The organism is Rhizobium sp. WYCCWR 11128 (assembly GCF_013416305.1).
GTDB lineage: Bacteria > Pseudomonadota > Alphaproteobacteria > Rhizobiales > Rhizobiaceae > Rhizobium > Rhizobium indicum.
Genome location: NZ_JACCEZ010000018.1, coordinates 18,074 through 33,230 on the forward strand (window position 1 = coordinate 18,074; position 15,157 = coordinate 33,230).

The 15,157-nt window shown below is 60.9% G+C and carries 16 protein-coding genes; 9 read left to right on the plus strand and 7 right to left on the minus strand.

Going from position 1 to position 15,157, the window contains the following annotated elements; all coding sequences use genetic code 11:
* Window positions 1–379: 379 nt before the first annotated feature.
* From HX898_RS31595 to HX898_RS31615, 5 genes are all read left to right on the plus strand, one after another.
* Complete coding sequence (locus HX898_RS31595) at window positions 380–1,243, plus strand: AraC family transcriptional regulator (RefSeq protein WP_138390005.1); 864 nt, start codon at window positions 380–382, stop codon at window positions 1,241–1,243.
* A 107-nt stretch (window positions 1,244–1,350) separates the two neighbouring features.
* Window positions 1,351–1,788, plus strand: coding sequence for a VOC family protein (locus HX898_RS31600; RefSeq protein WP_003549520.1), 438 nt, complete (start codon window positions 1,351–1,353; stop codon window positions 1,786–1,788).
* A 53-nt stretch (window positions 1,789–1,841) separates the two neighbouring features.
* Complete coding sequence (locus tag HX898_RS31605) at window positions 1,842–2,888, plus strand: ABC transporter substrate-binding protein (RefSeq protein ID WP_180196706.1); 1,047 nt, start codon at window positions 1,842–1,844, stop codon at window positions 2,886–2,888.
* A gap of 8 nt (window positions 2,889–2,896) precedes the next feature.
* Window positions 2,897–3,685, plus strand: a complete 789-nt coding sequence (locus HX898_RS31610; RefSeq protein ID WP_138334271.1) for an ABC transporter ATP-binding protein — start codon at window positions 2,897–2,899, stop codon at window positions 3,683–3,685.
* Window positions 3,682–4,452 (plus strand): ABC transporter permease, encoded by a 771-nt coding sequence (locus tag HX898_RS31615; protein WP_138334270.1) that lies wholly within the window; start codon window positions 3,682–3,684, stop codon window positions 4,450–4,452. Before HX898_RS31610 ends, HX898_RS31615 begins: the two co-directional genes overlap by 4 nt.
* 88 nt (window positions 4,453–4,540) lie before the next feature.
* On the opposite strand, the gene HX898_RS31620 is transcribed toward HX898_RS31615, so the two are convergent.
* Window positions 4,541–5,443, minus strand: coding sequence for an alanine--tRNA ligase-related protein (locus tag HX898_RS31620; protein WP_180196746.1), 903 nt, complete (start codon window positions 5,441–5,443; stop codon window positions 4,541–4,543).
* A 124-nt stretch (window positions 5,444–5,567) separates the two neighbouring features.
* Here HX898_RS31620 and HX898_RS31625 point away from each other — a divergent pair, with 124 nt between their 5' ends.
* On the plus strand, window positions 5,568–5,999 hold the full coding sequence (locus tag HX898_RS31625) for an antitoxin Xre-like helix-turn-helix domain-containing protein (RefSeq protein WP_003552236.1): 432 nt from the start codon (window positions 5,568–5,570) through the stop codon (window positions 5,997–5,999).
* The gene (locus tag HX898_RS31630; protein WP_180196707.1) at window positions 5,996–6,478 is read left to right on the plus strand and encodes an RES family NAD+ phosphorylase; all 483 of its coding nucleotides are present in this window, start codon (window positions 5,996–5,998) and stop codon (window positions 6,476–6,478) included. The genes HX898_RS31625 and HX898_RS31630 overlap by 4 nt, the downstream gene beginning before the upstream one ends.
* Window positions 6,479–6,665: 187 nt before the next feature.
* Here HX898_RS31630 and HX898_RS31635 read toward each other — a convergent pair whose 3' ends face one another.
* The 6 genes from HX898_RS31635 to HX898_RS31660 all read right to left on the minus strand — a co-directional run bounded on the left by HX898_RS31635 (window position 6,666) and on the right by HX898_RS31660 (window position 12,112).
* Window positions 6,666–7,073, minus strand: coding sequence for a type II toxin-antitoxin system VapC family toxin (locus HX898_RS31635; RefSeq protein WP_180196708.1), 408 nt, complete (start codon window positions 7,071–7,073; stop codon window positions 6,666–6,668).
* Entirely contained in the window at window positions 7,073–7,327 is a 255-nt protein-coding gene (locus HX898_RS31640; RefSeq protein WP_011649626.1) for a type II toxin-antitoxin system Phd/YefM family antitoxin, read from the minus strand. Before HX898_RS31640 ends, HX898_RS31635 begins: the two co-directional genes overlap by 1 nt.
* 169 nt (window positions 7,328–7,496) lie before the next feature.
* On the minus strand, window positions 7,497–8,483 hold the full coding sequence (gene pdxA / locus HX898_RS31645; protein ID WP_180196709.1) for a 4-hydroxythreonine-4-phosphate dehydrogenase PdxA: 987 nt from the start codon (window positions 8,481–8,483) through the stop codon (window positions 7,497–7,499).
* A gap of 30 nt (window positions 8,484–8,513) precedes the next feature.
* Window positions 8,514–9,647, minus strand: a complete 1,134-nt coding sequence (locus HX898_RS31650) for an iron-containing alcohol dehydrogenase (RefSeq protein ID WP_180196710.1) — start codon at window positions 9,645–9,647, stop codon at window positions 8,514–8,516.
* Between the two features lie 360 nt (window positions 9,648–10,007).
* The gene (locus HX898_RS31655; RefSeq protein ID WP_180196711.1) at window positions 10,008–11,195 is read right to left on the minus strand and encodes an exo-alpha-sialidase; all 1,188 of its coding nucleotides are present in this window, start codon (window positions 11,193–11,195) and stop codon (window positions 10,008–10,010) included.
* A gap of 11 nt (window positions 11,196–11,206) precedes the next feature.
* A complete protein-coding gene (locus tag HX898_RS31660; protein ID WP_164047394.1) occupies window positions 11,207–12,112 on the minus strand; it encodes a dihydrodipicolinate synthase family protein in 906 nt (301 codons plus the stop codon).
* A 327-nt stretch (window positions 12,113–12,439) separates the two neighbouring features.
* Between HX898_RS31660 and HX898_RS31665 the strand changes: the two genes are divergently transcribed.
* On the plus strand, window positions 12,440–14,074 hold the full coding sequence (locus tag HX898_RS31665; protein WP_164047393.1) for an ABC transporter substrate-binding protein: 1,635 nt from the start codon (window positions 12,440–12,442) through the stop codon (window positions 14,072–14,074).
* Window positions 14,075–14,199: 125 nt separating this feature from the next.
* On the plus strand, window positions 14,200–15,156 hold the full coding sequence (locus tag HX898_RS31670) for an ABC transporter permease (RefSeq protein WP_029875013.1): 957 nt from the start codon (window positions 14,200–14,202) through the stop codon (window positions 15,154–15,156).
* The last annotated feature ends 1 nt before the right edge of the window (window position 15,157 follow it).

Here is a 15,157-nt window from a genome sequence, read left to right on the forward strand (position 1 = left end):
GGATTAATGCCGGTGGATAGGAACGAATTTCCAAAAGAACGATCTCCGGGGGAAAAGAGTGGATGGAGCGAAAGCTCATCCCTGGCTGCGATTTCCCGCGAGCGGGAATGATTTCGGAGGCTTGGCGGTTTTCAGAGCGGTCAGATGAGTCTGCAGCCACCGATCAAGAAGAATATGCACTGCATAATTCTTGCGCATGCGACCAAATTTGCCGAAGGTGAACTCCTGCTAGGCCGCGGTGCCGCGTGGCGCGACAGCAGGCGTAAAGTCACGATTTCATGGGCACCGTCGGGTTTTATGCTGCGACGTTGATATCTAGCGCGAAGCTTCGCTCCACTTGGCGCGCAACTTGCTTCTCCCCTGCCGGGAGAATGAAACAATGCCCGATATCGATCCGCAGATTTTCTCAATAAGCCGGCCATCCCTCGGAGGCTACAAGGCCTTCGTTCAACGCGACATGATCGTCGAGACCTATCGCAGCGCCGCGGGGCAAATGGTTTCGAGGGGCTCCCTTCATAGAATTTCGATCAACCGCACGGCGCACGGCAAATATGCCTATCGGCTTGAAAGCGGGGCATTCCGCAAGGTTGAGAGGCCGCCGTTCACCCTGGGATTTCAACCGGCCGCCACGGTCCTCGAAGTCGAGGGCGATGCGGCGGATTATATCTCGATCTTCCAGTCACCTGCGCTTTACAGCGGCATCGGGGGCTCTCGCTTCGATCCCGAGCATTGGGATAGTGACGCGCTCAGCGCGACGACTGATCCGACAACGCTGCAGGTCGCGCTCTCCCTCGCATTTGCCGCCGAGAAGACCGGGCGCGACGACCTGCTTTTGATGCAGCATCTGGGGATGGCGCTCGCCTGCTGCGTCGTAAAACTGCTGGGCGCCAAACCTGAAACCGGCGATCGTCCGCTGACATCGGACAATCTCCGGCGTGTGATCGATTACATCGAGAACCTGCTTGGCAAATCCGATCTGAGTGTCGAGGAGCTGGCCGGGGTGGCCCATATGAGCCCCTTTCACTTCAGCCGGGAATTCAAACGGGCGGCGGGTTTGGCGCCGCATCGCTTCGTTCTCGAACGCAGGATCGAACGAGCACGGCTTTACCTCGCCGATGGCAAGGAGACGCTCGCAAACATCGCTTATGCCACGGGCTTTTCAAGCCAGGCGCATTTCTCCAGCGTCTTTCGCCGTCTGATGGGGGCGTCCCCGAAAGAATACCAGCGTTCGGTCCGTCTTTGAGCCGGCTCTTGCCGATGACAGATCAGCAGCTTTGCGAAAGACAACCGCACGAATTTGAAATCTCTTGAGGCTGCGGTCTGCGAGGCTTTTCCCATCAGGAGGCCCATATGACCGCTTTTGCCCAAACCAATCCGATTACCGACATTTGCTTCCTGGTCGAGGATATCGACAAAGCATCGGCTTTCTATGTCGAGCGTCTTGGCTTCAAACCGCGCCGCCGTGCTCCCGGCTTTGCCGATTTTAAAGGGGCGGGCGTGACGCTGGCGCTCTGGGAGATCGAGCATATCGCCGAGAATACCGGTGTCTCAAGCCGCCGTGCCCCTCCAGGTGCGCACAAGGCCTGCGCAGCCATCGAACTCGCCTCGCCAGAGCAGGTCGATGCTGCCTATGCGGAGCTGAAAGCTGCGGGCGTGCTCTTCCATGCGCCGCCGCAGGACTATGTCTGGAACGCGCGATGCGTCTATTTCGCCGATCCTGACGACAATCTCTGGGAAATCTATGCGTGGTCCGCAGGCGGCCCGATCGGTGACATCGACCCGCAATAGCGAGCGCAATCGGCCGGTCGTCCAAAAATCCAACAAGGGGAAAGGCAAGCAAAATGAGCGGGGATGACAAACAAATCGTGGTCGGCAGGCGTACCGTCCTGAAGGGCGGAGCCTTTGCCCTTGCTGCAGCGACGGCAGGGATCAGCGTGTTCGTGCCGCGTCACTCCAAAGCCGCCGCATCCAAGGTCGTCATCAAATATGACTGGCTGATGAGCAACGGACAGATCGGCGATATCGTCGCAGTCAAGCAGGGCCTGTTCCAGGCCGAGGGTCTCGATGTCGAGTTTTCCCCCGGCGGTCCCAATTCTGCAACGGTGCCGCCCGTGATCACGGGTGATGCGCAGCTCGGCCAATTCTCGGATTCGGCACAGCTTCTTCTAGCCCGTTCATCCGGCGTGCCGATCAAGATCTTCGCCTGCGGTTTCCGCATGGCGCCTTTCGCCTTTTATTCGCTGCCCAAGGCGCCAATCCGCACCGTCAAGGATATGATCGGCAAGCGCATCGGCATCCAGCCGACGGCCCGTTATGTGCTCGATGCCATCCTGCTGAAGAACAATATCGATCCCTCGAGCCTGACCATCACCAATATCGGCTTCGACATGACGCCGCTGATGACCGGCCAGGTCGATGCCGTCACCGGATGGATCACCAACACGCAGGCCCTTTCCATCATCGGCCCCGATCGCATCGATCTGATGATGAAGGACACGGGCCTGCCCTCCTACGCCAACGTCTATTTTGCCACCGACGATGCCGTGACCGGCCATGCCGAGACACTGGCAAAGGTGCTGCGTGCCGTCGCCAAGGGCTGGGCCTGGACGCATGAACATCCTGAAGAGGCAGTCAAACTGACGGTGGAAGCCTATCCGCAGCTCGACCTTGCCGTAGAGCTGAAGACGGTGTCGCGCATCCTGTCGCTGAGCTTTGACACGGCGACCGGTAGGGATGGCTGGGGCAGCTTCGATCCGGCCGCGCTTGCCGAGCAGATTTCCGTCTACGACAAAATCGGTCAGTTCAAGAGCGGCGCGCCGAAGCTGGAGGATTGCTATACGACTGAGATACTCGACATGACGGCGGACGACCGTCCGAAGATTGCGTGAGAGCGGATTTGCCTGAAGCAGCGGCCATCGAAACCAAGGATCTGGCTGTCGGCTATGCCGGCACCGCCGAGACGACCCGCATTCTGTCCGGCGTCGATCTCAGCGTCGGCAGGGGCGAGTTTCTGACCATTCTCGGTCCTTCCGGCTGTGGCAAGTCGACCTTGCTGCGTGCGGTGGCGGATCTTCTCCCGCCGCTCGACGGGCGGCTGTCGGTGCTCGGCAGGACAGCCTCGGAGGCGCGCCGGCGGCGCGAGGTCGCCTTCGTCTTTCAGGACGCAACGCTGCTGCCGTGGCGGACTGTGAGGGAGAATGTCGCGCTGCCGCTGCAGGTGGGGAAGAACAGCGTCTCGCGATCGGTCGATCCGCGGCCCGACCACTGGATCGAACTGGTCGGCCTGTCGCATCTGGCCGACCGCTATCCGCATCAATTGTCCGGGGGCCAGCGCCAACGCGTCGCCATAGCGCGCGCGCTTCAATGCGAGCCGGATATCCTGCTCATGGACGAACCCTTCGGTGCGCTCGACGAGATCACCCGTGAACGACTGAACGACGAGCTTCTGGACGTCTGGCGCCGGACCGGCACGACCATCCTGTTCGTCACCCACAGCGTCGTCGAGGCGATCTATCTCGGCGGACGCGTGCTGGTCCTGGCGGCCAATCCGGGCCGCGTCCAGGCGCTGATCGACCTTGCACCGCTGAAAGACGAGCGTGGGCTCTGTCGGCGCGAGAGTCTCGATGTCCAGGAGACCGCCGCCCATCTGCGCCAATTGTTGCAGCAGGGGAGTTCGGCTGCATGACGCACCGTCCGCTATCCCTCACCGAGGCGATCAGCCTTCCTGTGATCGGTGCCCTTTCGCTGCTCCTCGCCTGGCAATGGCTGGTGCCGGCCCTCGGCGTTCCGTCCTATATCGTTCCAACGCCGCTGGCGATCCTGCGTACGCTTGGCATCGAATGGCGCTTCCTGCTGTCGAACGCCGTCCCGACATGGGGTGAGGCGGGCCTCGGCTTCCTCCTGGGCAATAGTCTCGCTGTGATCCTGGCGGTTGCCTTTGTCTATAATCCGCGGTTCCAGGCCGCCTATTTTCCCGTTGTCCTGCTCTTCAACACCATCCCGGTGCTGGCGCTCGCGCCGATTATCATCCTCATCTTCGGCCTCGGCATGCTGCCAAAGGTCATCATCGCCGCTCTGATCTGCTTCTTCCCAACCCTGGTGAATACGGCCCGGGGCCTCAATCTGGCGACTGCGAGCGAGCTTGACCTGATGCATGTGCTTTCGGCGAGCCGGTGGGAGACGTTCTGGCGCCTGCGCGCCCCACGGTCTGCCCCCTTGCTCTTTGCGTCGCTGCGCATTTCGGCAACCACCTGTGTGATCGGCGCGATTGTCGGGGAGTGGATCGGTTCGAACCAGGGGCTGGGCGCCGTCATCATCCAGTCGACATTCAACTATCAGGCGGAAAGGCTCTTTGCCGCCGTCGTGCTCGCCTCTTTCTCCGGCATCGTCTTTTTTGCCGCTGTTGCCCAGATCGAGCGGATTTTCCGTCGGCTGCAGCCGGGGCAGAGCTGAAAGCGTTCAATGCGGGCGCCGAAACGCTGACGCTTTCCAGGATATGACAAGGCCCCCGGATGTTATCTGCGGGAGGCCTTGCCTCTTGCTACTCCTCCGTGCTTTCACGGATGTCGGAGAGATCGATGCCATGAGTGTCGAACCACCAGTCGGGACTCATCTCGGAATGGCGGTCACGCAGACGCAGATATTTGGCGCGCAGCCGCTTCTGGCGTTCGACCTCTTCCGTGAAGAAGGGGTGATCGAGCGTGCCGCCCATCTTGTGGATGCGACGGAGCAGTTTCCGCAAGACGTATCCTTGCTCCTTGTTACCCGGCCGGTAGCCGCTTTCCACGATGGTCATGACCGTCTCGCACAGTGTCCCAAGCGCATCGTCTTGCGGCGTGCCGTTGATGATCATGTCGAGACGCTCGAGACCGAAGCCGACGTCGATGCAGGTTCCGAGCGGATTGACGATGTTTCCGATCTCGATGCCATCTTTATAGAACTCGGTGCAGTATCCGCTGATGCTGCCATCGCTCCACATGCATTCCGGATCCGGCGCGATGGGCACGCACCCGCCATAGAGCGGCGTCCATTCCACCAGACGGTCGGGATGGATCGTCACATGATCCGGCATAAGTCCGAGCGTTCCCAGAAACTCGAGCCAGAAATCGATGGCGTTGCCGACGGTCATTTCCCTGAAGGAGAAAAGGCCGAGCATGGTGAAGTGGAGAAGGTGGGTTCCGTCGCCGATCTCGTCGAGGTCGCCCATGCGCAGGCAAGCCTGGCTGTTTGCGACTGTTCCACTATGGGAGGGATCGGAGAAGAGGAGCTTGTACTGCTGCATTCCAGCGCTGCAGAAGAGCGTGGTAGCATCATGCGGCCGTACGGATTCGATGCGTATGAAATCGATGCCCTTGGAAAGGCAGAAGTGTTGATATTGCTGGATCAGGCGTCCCGCGGTGACATAGGCAACCTCCTTTGCTGTTCGTGTGCCTTCGGGGAAGATAGCGATCTAGTGCGCCTGCGGCAATCCGCTGCTCGGCTGGCGAGGATCAAAAACCGGAACGGTGCACTTGATAACAGGATCACTTGAGACTAAATATAGCCTCAAGTGAAAAGGAGCCGTTACCATGATGGGATTTGCCGGTATCGCCGATGTTCTCGGGCTGCCCGCCAGGGAGCCGGTATCGCGTTCGGCCTTCGGCCTGCTCTCCAGCATCGAGGAAGGATTGCCGGTCAAGGCGCTCGACCGCATGGCGCTGCTTCTGGCGCCTGATGACGCCCAGTTCAAATACCGGCTGGTTCCGAAGGCCACCTATGAACGGCGCAAGTCCAAGCATCGGCTCTCCTCAGATGAAGGCATAAAGCTTGCCCGTCTCGCGCGTGTCTGGGGTCAGGCGCTCGATGTCTGGCAGACCGAGATCGAGGCCCGCGATTTCCTGTTTCGGCCGCATGCAATGCTTGAGGACAGGCGGCCCATCGACGTGGTCATTCAGAGCGAGATCGGCGGCGAGCTCGTGCTCGATATTCTCGGAAGCCTGAAATACGGCAGTGCTGCGTGAGCGCACAGGTTCTTGATCGTACGCTGACATCCGTTCGCATCGGAGATCCCCATGGAAACTATCCGATCTTCGACGCCACCGGCTCGACCATCGCGCCGGGGCGGTGGAACACGTCGGGCAGCCCGATCATCTATACGAGCGAGCATTATTCGACCGCACTGCTCGAAAAGCTCGTCCATGGCAGCGGAAGGCTGCCGCCCAATCAGCACTATGTCACGATCACCCTGCCGCGTGGGCTAAGCTACGAGGTCTTCTCCGAACCCGCGCTGCCCGGCTGCGACAGCATGCCGGCAAACGTCAGCAAGGCTTTCGGCGAAAAATGGTGCCAGGAAAAACGCAGCGCCATCCTGCTGGTGCCAAGCGTCGTCGCCCGCGTCGACAACAACATATTGATCAATCCGGCCCACCCGGAATTCCCGTCGATCACGGCAAGCCTTCACCAACCGGTTTTCTGGGATCGCCGTTTGTTCGGCATGTGATGGGGTTGGCGGTGCAATCAACGTTTCCGCAGAGCAGATCAAAACGCCGGCCAGATGAGGCTTGGTCAGCAGACTATGATGCTGCCACCAAACGCAACCGACAATAATTCTCGGCCCGACGTAGCCAAGGCCCTTGTCCAAAGGCACAGGAGGCCTTTTTAAACAAGGAGGTGGCGGCCTCGACTGTTCACGCGTCCGTCTCCCATGGATTTATCACCGCTGCGCCGGTATCGTCGAAATCGCCGACATTGCGAGTGACGACAATCAGATCATGAACGATTGCGGTTGCGGCGATCAGCCCGTCGATATCGCCACGCGGCCGGATGGCGGCGATGCCGCCCCATTCGACGGCGATCTCGTCGGTCACCGGCAGGATCCGGTCACCATGATCATAACGCAGCTTGCGCAGCCACTCGGTGAGATGGGCCGCGGTCTTCGGATCCGACTTCTGTTTGAGGGCAATGCCGCGCATGATCTCGCCAAGCGTCAGCGCGCTCAGGTGGATGGTGAGCGGATCGACGGAGCGCAGCCAGGAGACCGCCTGCGGCGTGCCGCGTCGCGCCTCCGAGACGATGTTGGTATCGACCAGATACATCAGAAGGCAACGTCGCGGCTTGGAGTCTTGTTGCGTGCTTCGACCGCATCGGCGAACTCATCGTCCCAGGCGGGGCCGCCGAGCAGGTCGTCGACGAGCGTCGGCCTGCCGGCGCGCAGGGCGTCGTAGTCGCGGGCGGACAGAACGACGGCCGTGCGTTCGCCCCGCACGGTCACCACCTGCGGCCCTTCTTGTCGGGCCTTCTGCACGACCTTCGAAAATTGGTTTTTGGCGTCCTGCAGTTGCCATTCCATCGATTCTGCTCCTGGCTAGACTGTCTAGCTATGTACGCGCGGAATGCTGGTGCGTCAATGGCGGGACGTTCCTGAACGACAGAGTCCGGCTCTGCTATTAGGTGTCATAACGAAGTTCGAAATCGTTGTGTCGGCGATCGGCACCAGTCGGCCCTTCTAGAAGCCGCAATCACACCTCCCGCCGCGGCGAGCGGGCCATCAGCCGGGCATAGGCGATGGCCGAGAGCATGTTGACGTGGTTGGCCTTGCCGGTGCCGGCGATGTCGAAGGCGGTGCCGTGATCGACCGAGACGCGGTCGATCGGCAGGCCGAGCGAGACGTTGACCGCGGTGTCGAAAGCGACGAGCTTGATCGGGATATGGCCCTGATCGTGATACTGGGCGATGACAAGATCGAAGGCGCCGTTATAGGCGCGGGCAAAAACCGTATCGGCCGAGATCGGACCGACGACGTCGATGCCCTTTGCCTGCGCCTGCTCGACGGCGGGCGCCAGGAATTCCGTATCCTCGGTGCCGAACAGGCCGTTTTCGCCGCAATGGGGATTGAGGCCGGCGACGGCGATGCGCGCTGTTTTGCCAAGCCGCAGGAAGTGGCTATGGCCAGCTTCGATGGTTGCCAGCACCCGCTCGGTCTTGGCGCGCTCGATAGCGCCCTTCAGCGAGATATGGGTGGAGACGTGGATGGTGTTCAGCCGCTCGGAGGCAAGCAGCATGAAGGAGCTCTTCGAGCCGGTGAGATGGGCGAGCAGCCCGGTATGGCCGTCATGGTGATGGCCGGCGAGGTTCATCGCCTCCTTGTTGATCGGCGCGGTGACGATGACATCGGCTTGTCCCGACATGGCGAGATCGACGGCGCGGGTGATATAGCGCACCGAGGCATCGCCGGCGACGGGGCTGACCCTGCCGATCTCGGGAAGGGCGGCGCCGAGCGCGACTTCGTCGACCGCGATCCTGTCGTCACCGGGTGCATCGGCAGGCCCGAACCGCAGTCCGGTGCCGGTGACGCGGTCGGCGCGCTCCAGCGCTTCGACATTGCCGACAATGACGAAATCGCGGCGCTCCTCCCTCGGAAGGGCTGCGAGCGCCTTGACGATCACCTCGGGGCCGACGCCGGCCGGATCGCCGAGCGTCACGGCGACTTTCGCATTCCTGTCCATCGATCGAATTCCTTCTGAAAACTTTGTCGCCTAGAAAGCGGCCGCATAAATCGAGCGAATGTCGGCGCGCGTGAGATCGCGCGGATTGTTATCGAGCAGACGGCGAATGGCAAAGGCGTCGTCGGCCATGGCGTCGAGATCGCTTTCCGGCACGCCAAGACCGGAAAGCTTCATCTCGATGCCGAGTTCGGCGCAGAAAGCGTAAGCCGCATCGAAGACGGAGGTGACGTTGCCGGAGGTTTCACACCCAAGCGCTTCCATCACCGCCTTGGTTTTCTCAGGCGCGGACGGTGTATTGAAGGCGAGAACATGCGGGAAAATCAACGCATTTGCCGCGCCGTGGGCGACATGCCAGCGCGTGCCGAGGGGATAGGCGAGCGCATGGCCGCCGGCGGTGTTGACCGGGCCGAGGCAGAAGCCGCCGTAAAGCGAGGCGAGCGAGAGGCCGGCGCGCGCCTCGGCGTCGTTGCCGTGCCTGACGGCGCGGGCGAGATATTTGCCGACGAGGCGCGTTCCCTCGATCGCATAGATGTCGACCATCGGATGGGCCTTGCGGTTGGTGAAGGCCTCGACGCAATGGGCCATGGCATCGACGCCGGTGGCGGCCGTCGTGCGGGCAGGGACGCTGAAGGTGAGGGCCGGATCGATGACGGCGATATCGGCCAGCATATGCAGGCTTTCGACGGCAAGCTTTGCCATCGTCGCCGGATCGGTCACGAGCGCACGGATGCCGGCCTCGCTGCCGGTGCCCGATGTCGTCGGCACCTGGGCGAGCGCCACCTTGCGCGGCCCATGCACCTTGTTCGGACCGACGACCTCGTGCAGCGTCTGGGCGGAGCCGGCAAGCACGGCGGCAAGTTTTGCCAGGTCCATGGCGCTGCCGCCGCCGAAGCCGACGATCAGCTCGGCATCGGCGCGATTTGCCGCCGCCAGGACCTTTTCGAGATTGGCCGTATCCGGCTCGGGCGTCACTTCGGCAAAGACGGATACCTCGCCCTTCAGCTCCAGCACGTCGATGCGCGAGGCGTTGAAAGCATCGGAGATGACGAGCGTGCGCCGATAGCCCTTTTCGGTCGCCCATTTGCCGAGCTTTCCCGCCGTGCCGACGCCGAATTCGATCAGATGCGGCCGAACTATCGTGATTGGCGAATCCAAGCTGGCCATGAACCGGTCCTCCCTGCAAGATCTTGCGGCACTATCGTCGCCCTCTTTAATGTAAAGTTGTAAGATAAATGTCAAGCCGGCATTCCAGCGAGCGGAATTTTTTATCATCCGATGTGCGCTCTGTCGCGCGCTTCAAGGCGGCGTTGCCGTGCTCGTATCGATAAAGATATCAGCGTCTTATGAAATCCATCATGATGAAAACGACATGTCAGACCCCAACTGGCCATCATCTTTGCGGCGGCGTTGAATTGTCCGACCCTGTTGTCAATTTTCCTGTCAGTCAACCCCACGCCCGCTGTCATCCCACATCCTTTCGCATGCGAGCGATGCAGGATGACAATTTTCCGGCTGCCGCTTTGTTTACGGCAGCAATTGCTGGGCGAGGCGCACATATTTGATGGCGCGCCGGTAATAGGTGTAGGCGATATGGAGCCTGCCGTCGCCGCCCTGGACGATCGAGGGATAGGAGAATTCGCGGTTCAGCGAATCCTTCGAATTGTTGCTGAGGCAGAAGCCGTCGCCGGTATCGAGATCGATGCGATGCGGAAAGCTTCTGCCGCCATCCCTCGATATCGCCAGGCTCAGCGGCGCACGCGGAACCCCCCAGACAGCCTTGCGTGCACTGCTATCGGCAAAGACGGCGGTCTCTCCAGCCTCGCCACCCTCGATTTCGTCATAGAGAGACTGGCGCCGTGCATCCGACATGGCGGCATTCGAATGGTTGTAAACCATTGCGATTGCTCCATCATTCAGGACCGTGGCCTGGATCGAGGAGTTGTTGTTCGGCAATTCCGTGGGCTCGGGCGGGCTCCATGTCTCGCCGCCGTCGGATGATCGGCTGAACAGGATCTCTTCGGCGAAACGGTTGCGATAGAAGGCGATCATTTCGTCGCCGCCAAGCGGCAGGATGTTCATGTGCACCGCGCCGATACTGTCTGGAATATCGCCCATCTGCCAGCTGGCGCCACCATCGCGCGACACCAGCACCGCAGCCGTATCGGCATCGCCGCTCCAGCGTTGGCCGTTCAGGCCGACGCAGCGGAACACCGGAAGCAGCCAGTCGCCCCTGCCGTTGACGACGATCTGCTGGCGAACGAAGGTGCCGGGACTGTCGCAGAGGATACGAACCGGGCCGAAGGTCTGGCCGCCATCGCCTGAAATCCGGCATTTGACAACCGAGCCGTCCTGATTTCCAGAAGTCTGCGAGGTATACAGCAGCCATATTTTTCCGTCTGGAGCCTTGAAAATCAACGGGTTCTGTTCGGATTTCTCCGGATCGTCGCTCATCTTTTCCGGCACGGACCAGCGCTCGGAGCCCGGCGCTAGGCGCGACATGTAAATCGAGATATCACCCATGCCTTCCATCGTGCCGCCGAACCAGACGCAGGTTAACGTGCCGTCGGGCAGAAAGGCGAGATTTGCGGCATGGTTCTGGATGCAGGGGGAGGGCAGATAGGCATCCGCTCGACCCTCGACCGTGGGGTGAGGGGTGATGGCCCCGGTCATCAGGGTCGGGACGGCTTCCGGAGGCAGGCCGGTAAAACTCATGGCGGATCTCCTCAAGGCAGCTTGGCGTAGCTTTCGGCGAGTGCGGCATAGTCGGCATCGCCGAGCGGCATCAGCGGCGCGCGTGTGCGCTTCCAGGCGGGATTGCCGGTCTTCAGTCCCACCATCGCCTTGATGGTCGGGATCTGGACATAGGAATTGGAAAGCGTGCGATAGGCGTTGATGCGGGCCTGCGCCGCCTCGACATCGGCGGCGCGCGCCTCGTCATGGACATGGTCGTAGACTGTGCGCAGCGAATTCGCCACGAGATTGGAGGTGGCGGTGATGCAGCCGGCGCCGCCCGCCTTCAGCAGCGGCAACAACAGCGGATCGGCGCCTGCGAGCACCGAGAAGCCGGGATAGGCGGCGATGATCGCCTGCATGTTGTTGAAATCGCCGGCGGATTCCTTGATGCCGACGACCGTTTCCGGGAAGGCCGCAATCAGCCGCCCGATCAGCGGAATGGATAGCGGAACGCCTGAGACCTGCGGAATATGATAGAGGATGACCTGCAAGCGGGTGTCGGCGACCTTCTCCAGCACCTGCGAATAGGCGGCGAAGAGACCATCGTCGGAGACGCCTTTGTAGTAGAAAGGCGGCAGCATCACCACCTTGGTGACGCCAAGCGACAGTGCGTGCCGGGTGAGTTCCACAGTCTCGGGAATGGCGACGACGCCGGTGCCCGGCAAAAGCCTGTCGGCGGGAATGCCGGCCTTCAGGGCTGCTTCCAGAATGGCACGGCGCTCGGCGCCGGAGAAGGAATTGGCCTCGCCCGTGGTGCCGAGCAGCGCCACGCCATGGCACCCCTCGGCCAGCAACTGCCGGCAATGGTCGGTGAAAAGGGCGAAATCCGGCCTGTTGTCTGCCGTTAGCGGCGTTGCGGAGGCGCTGAAAACGCCTGTAATCCTGTGATGGCTCATTCCGCCCTCCTCGGCGCGTCCTGTCTTGCCGATCCGTATTCGAACCGGGGCGCTGCGCATTGCAATTGTCATCCGTCTGTCGCGATGGAGTGCAAAGAACTTTTATATTGCCGCGCTTTTGTCAAGAAGACAAAATGCCGTGACGTCGCCTCGAAAAGTTATCTATTTGTTATAACTTATATATTTTCAGCAGAAAATTTTGTTCGAATGGAAATTGCGATTTTTTGTTGACATATTTACAATAACGAGAGAACGATACGGAACGGATTGTGCTGCGCCTGGCAGGTGCAGGGAGAGCGCTGCCGAATTCACTCTGGGAGGAATGCCATGTCTGATCAATCGGATAAAACCAATATATCACGTCGTAACGCGCTGAAGCTCGGCCTTGCAGCCGGCGTCGGCCTCACCGTATTCGGAATGAATGCCCGCATCGTTATGGCCGATGAAGGCCAGGTCCTGAAGGTCGCAAATCCGGCCTTCGACCAGGATTGGTCGCCGCTGCGCGGCGGCGGCAGGACGTTCCGCTGGAATTCGATCTGGTGGGCATCGCCGATGTATTTCGACAGCGAAGGCAATATCAAGCCCTACGTCTTCACCAGCTGGGAATCGGCCGACAACACAGTCTGGACCTTCAAGATCGACCCGAAGGCCGTCTTTTCCGACGGCAGCAAGATCACCTCGGCGGATGTCAAGGGATCGTGGGAAGTCTCCTCGATGCCGAACACCAAGAACCAGCGCGCCGACCAGGTGCTGAGCAGGGTCAAGGGTTATGCCGAAATCGCCGCCGGCTCCGGCAACGAGTTGACCGGTGTCGCGACACCCGACGAGGGAACGGTCGTCGTGACGCTTGGTGCCGCAGACCCGATCTTCTTCATGCGCCTGGCAAACCACATCGCGCCGATCACCAAGGCATCGCAGTCGCGCGGCAGCGACGGTGAGGAGATCATCGATTGGTATAAGCCCGATAGCAAGCCGGTCTTCTCCGGTCCGTTCAAACTGACGAGCATTGACATCGACGCCGGCAAACTCTCTTTCGAGCCGAATGAGAACTTCTTCGGGCCGAAGCCGAAGCTTGCCCGTATCGACATCACCTCGATCGAGGACAATGTCACCGCGACGTCGCTGATCAAGTCGGGCGAGTTTAACGCCCATACCGAGCTGATCACCTCGACCATCATCCAGGATCTCGGCCCGGAATTTTCCGCCGGCCCGCTGATCCCGACCAGCCAGCACTTCTGGTTCAACATCTCTCGTGCGCCGATGGACGATCCGAAGGTCCGCCAAGCGCTGATCATGGCCGTCGATCGCGATGGCCTGTTCAAGGCGTCCTATCCCGACGGGCCGCATACGAAGGCGGACCAGATCCTCAATGCGGTCCCGGGTGCGGAGAATTCCGGCTTCGAGCCCTATCCCTATGATCCGGAGGCTGCCAAGAAGCTGCTTGCGGAATCGACCTACGGCGGTCCGGAGCGCCTGCCGAAGATCCTCTTCGTCGGCATCTCGGGGCCAGCCATTCAGGCTGCCGCCCAGTTCATTGCCGAGCAGTGGCGCCAGAATCTCGGCATCACTGCCGTCGACATGAAGCCGCAGCAGGATTCCTATGCGGGTCCGGATCAGAACTCGGTCCAGATCTTCCGCGACGACGTCGGCACCCGCGTGCCGGATGCCGTCTCCTATCTGGCAGGCAGCATCGCGTCGACTTCGTCGAACGCGCAGAACAAGCTCGGCGGCTACAAGAACGACAAGGTCGACAGTGCCCTTGCCGAGGCCACGACCAAGGCTGCGGATGATCCGCAGCGCATCGCTCTCGCACAGGAAGCCCAGAAGGCGTTCCGCGAGGATTGGGCCTTCATTCCATGGTATTCTCAGGCAATGTCGCGCTGGGCCACCAAGGAGGTCAAGGGCCTGGAAAAGAACCTTGACTGGCAGGTCGTCGAACCCTGGAACATTTCCATCGGTTGATCCGGAACAATAGTTCCTGGCAATAAACGCGCGAAGGCCGCAAGGTCTTCGCGCAAGTTTCAAGAAGAAGAGATGCGATCGCAGCCAAAAGCGGGAACGCATCGAAACACAGGTGGGAGGTGGCCATGCTGCGCTACGTGCTAACCCGATTTGCCATCTGGATTCCGTCCGTTCTGGTGGTGATGCTGGCGGTCTACGCGCTGGCCTTCTATGGTGCCGGCGATCCGATCAAGCTGATCTTCCTGCGCGCGCCAGGCGACGTCGCCTATAATCCGCAGCGCATCGAAGCCATTCGCGAAAGTGCCGGCCTCAACAAACCCTTCATCGTCCAGTTCGGCCTTTACATCTGGAACCTGCTGCATGGCCAGTTCGGCAATTCGCTGACATCGGGCCGCTCCGTCTGGGCGATGGTCTCGGCTGCCGCACCCGTCTCCTTCCAGCTTGCCCTCTGTTCCATCATCCTGACCGCCGTCGTCGCGATCCCGCTCGGCATGATCGCCGCGCTCAACCAGAATTCGCGCATCGACTATGCCATTCTGGGCTCAGCACTCTTCCTCTGGGCGATCCCGGCCTATGTCGCTGGTCCGCTGCTGATGGTTGGCCTCATCGTGCTGCTGCCGGGTGCGAGCGTGCCCTACGGCTGGGGCGGCATATTCGATGTCCGTATCCTGCTGCCGCTGCTCGTCCTTTCCTTCCAGCCGATCGCGCTGATCGTGCGTCAGACGCGTGCCGCCGTCATCGAGGTCCTGTCGGAGGATTTCGTCCGAACCGCCCGCGCCAAGGGCGTGCCGGAGATCATCGTGGCACTGCGCCATATCCTGCGACCGGTGCTGACGCCCGTCGTCACGCAGCTCGGCCTGATCATGATCACCATCGTCAACGGCGCGATCTTCGTCGAACTCGTCTTCGGCCTGCCGGGTCTCGGCCGGTTGACGGTGCAGGCGCTGATCAATTCCGATTATCCCGTCATTCTGGCGATCACGCTGATCGGATCGTTCCTGGTGATGGTGTCGAACCTCCTGGTCGATGTGCTCTATCCGCTGCTCGATCCGCGCGCCAATGATTCAAGAAGGAGCCGCTGAC

Coding starts and splice junctions, on each gene's coding strand:
- HX898_RS31595 (WP_138390005.1), top strand. CDS start 380: ATGCCCGATATCGATCCGCAGATTTTCTCAATAAGCCGGCCATCCCTC.
- HX898_RS31600 (WP_003549520.1), top strand. CDS start 1,351: ATGACCGCTTTTGCCCAAACCAATCCGATTACCGACATTTGCTTCCTG.
- HX898_RS31605 (WP_180196706.1), top strand. CDS start 1,842: ATGAGCGGGGATGACAAACAAATCGTGGTCGGCAGGCGTACCGTCCTG.
- HX898_RS31615 (WP_138334270.1), top strand. CDS start 3,682: ATGACGCACCGTCCGCTATCCCTCACCGAGGCGATCAGCCTTCCTGTG.
- HX898_RS31625 (WP_003552236.1), top strand. CDS start 5,568: ATGATGGGATTTGCCGGTATCGCCGATGTTCTCGGGCTGCCCGCCAGG.
- HX898_RS31635 (WP_180196708.1), bottom strand. CDS start 7,073: ATGTATCTGGTCGATACCAACATCGTCTCGGAGGCGCGACGCGGCACG.
- HX898_RS31640 (WP_011649626.1), bottom strand. CDS start 7,327: ATGGAATGGCAACTGCAGGACGCCAAAAACCAATTTTCGAAGGTCGTG.
- pdxA (WP_180196709.1), bottom strand. CDS start 8,483: ATGGACAGGAATGCGAAAGTCGCCGTGACGCTCGGCGATCCGGCCGGC.
- HX898_RS31650 (WP_180196710.1), bottom strand. CDS start 9,647: ATGGCCAGCTTGGATTCGCCAATCACGATAGTTCGGCCGCATCTGATC.
- HX898_RS31655 (WP_180196711.1), bottom strand. CDS start 11,195: ATGAGTTTTACCGGCCTGCCTCCGGAAGCCGTCCCGACCCTGATGACC.
- HX898_RS31660 (WP_164047394.1), bottom strand. CDS start 12,112: ATGAGCCATCACAGGATTACAGGCGTTTTCAGCGCCTCCGCAACGCCG.
- HX898_RS31665 (WP_164047393.1), top strand. CDS start 12,440: ATGTCTGATCAATCGGATAAAACCAATATATCACGTCGTAACGCGCTG.
- HX898_RS31670 (WP_029875013.1), top strand. CDS start 14,200: ATGCTGCGCTACGTGCTAACCCGATTTGCCATCTGGATTCCGTCCGTT.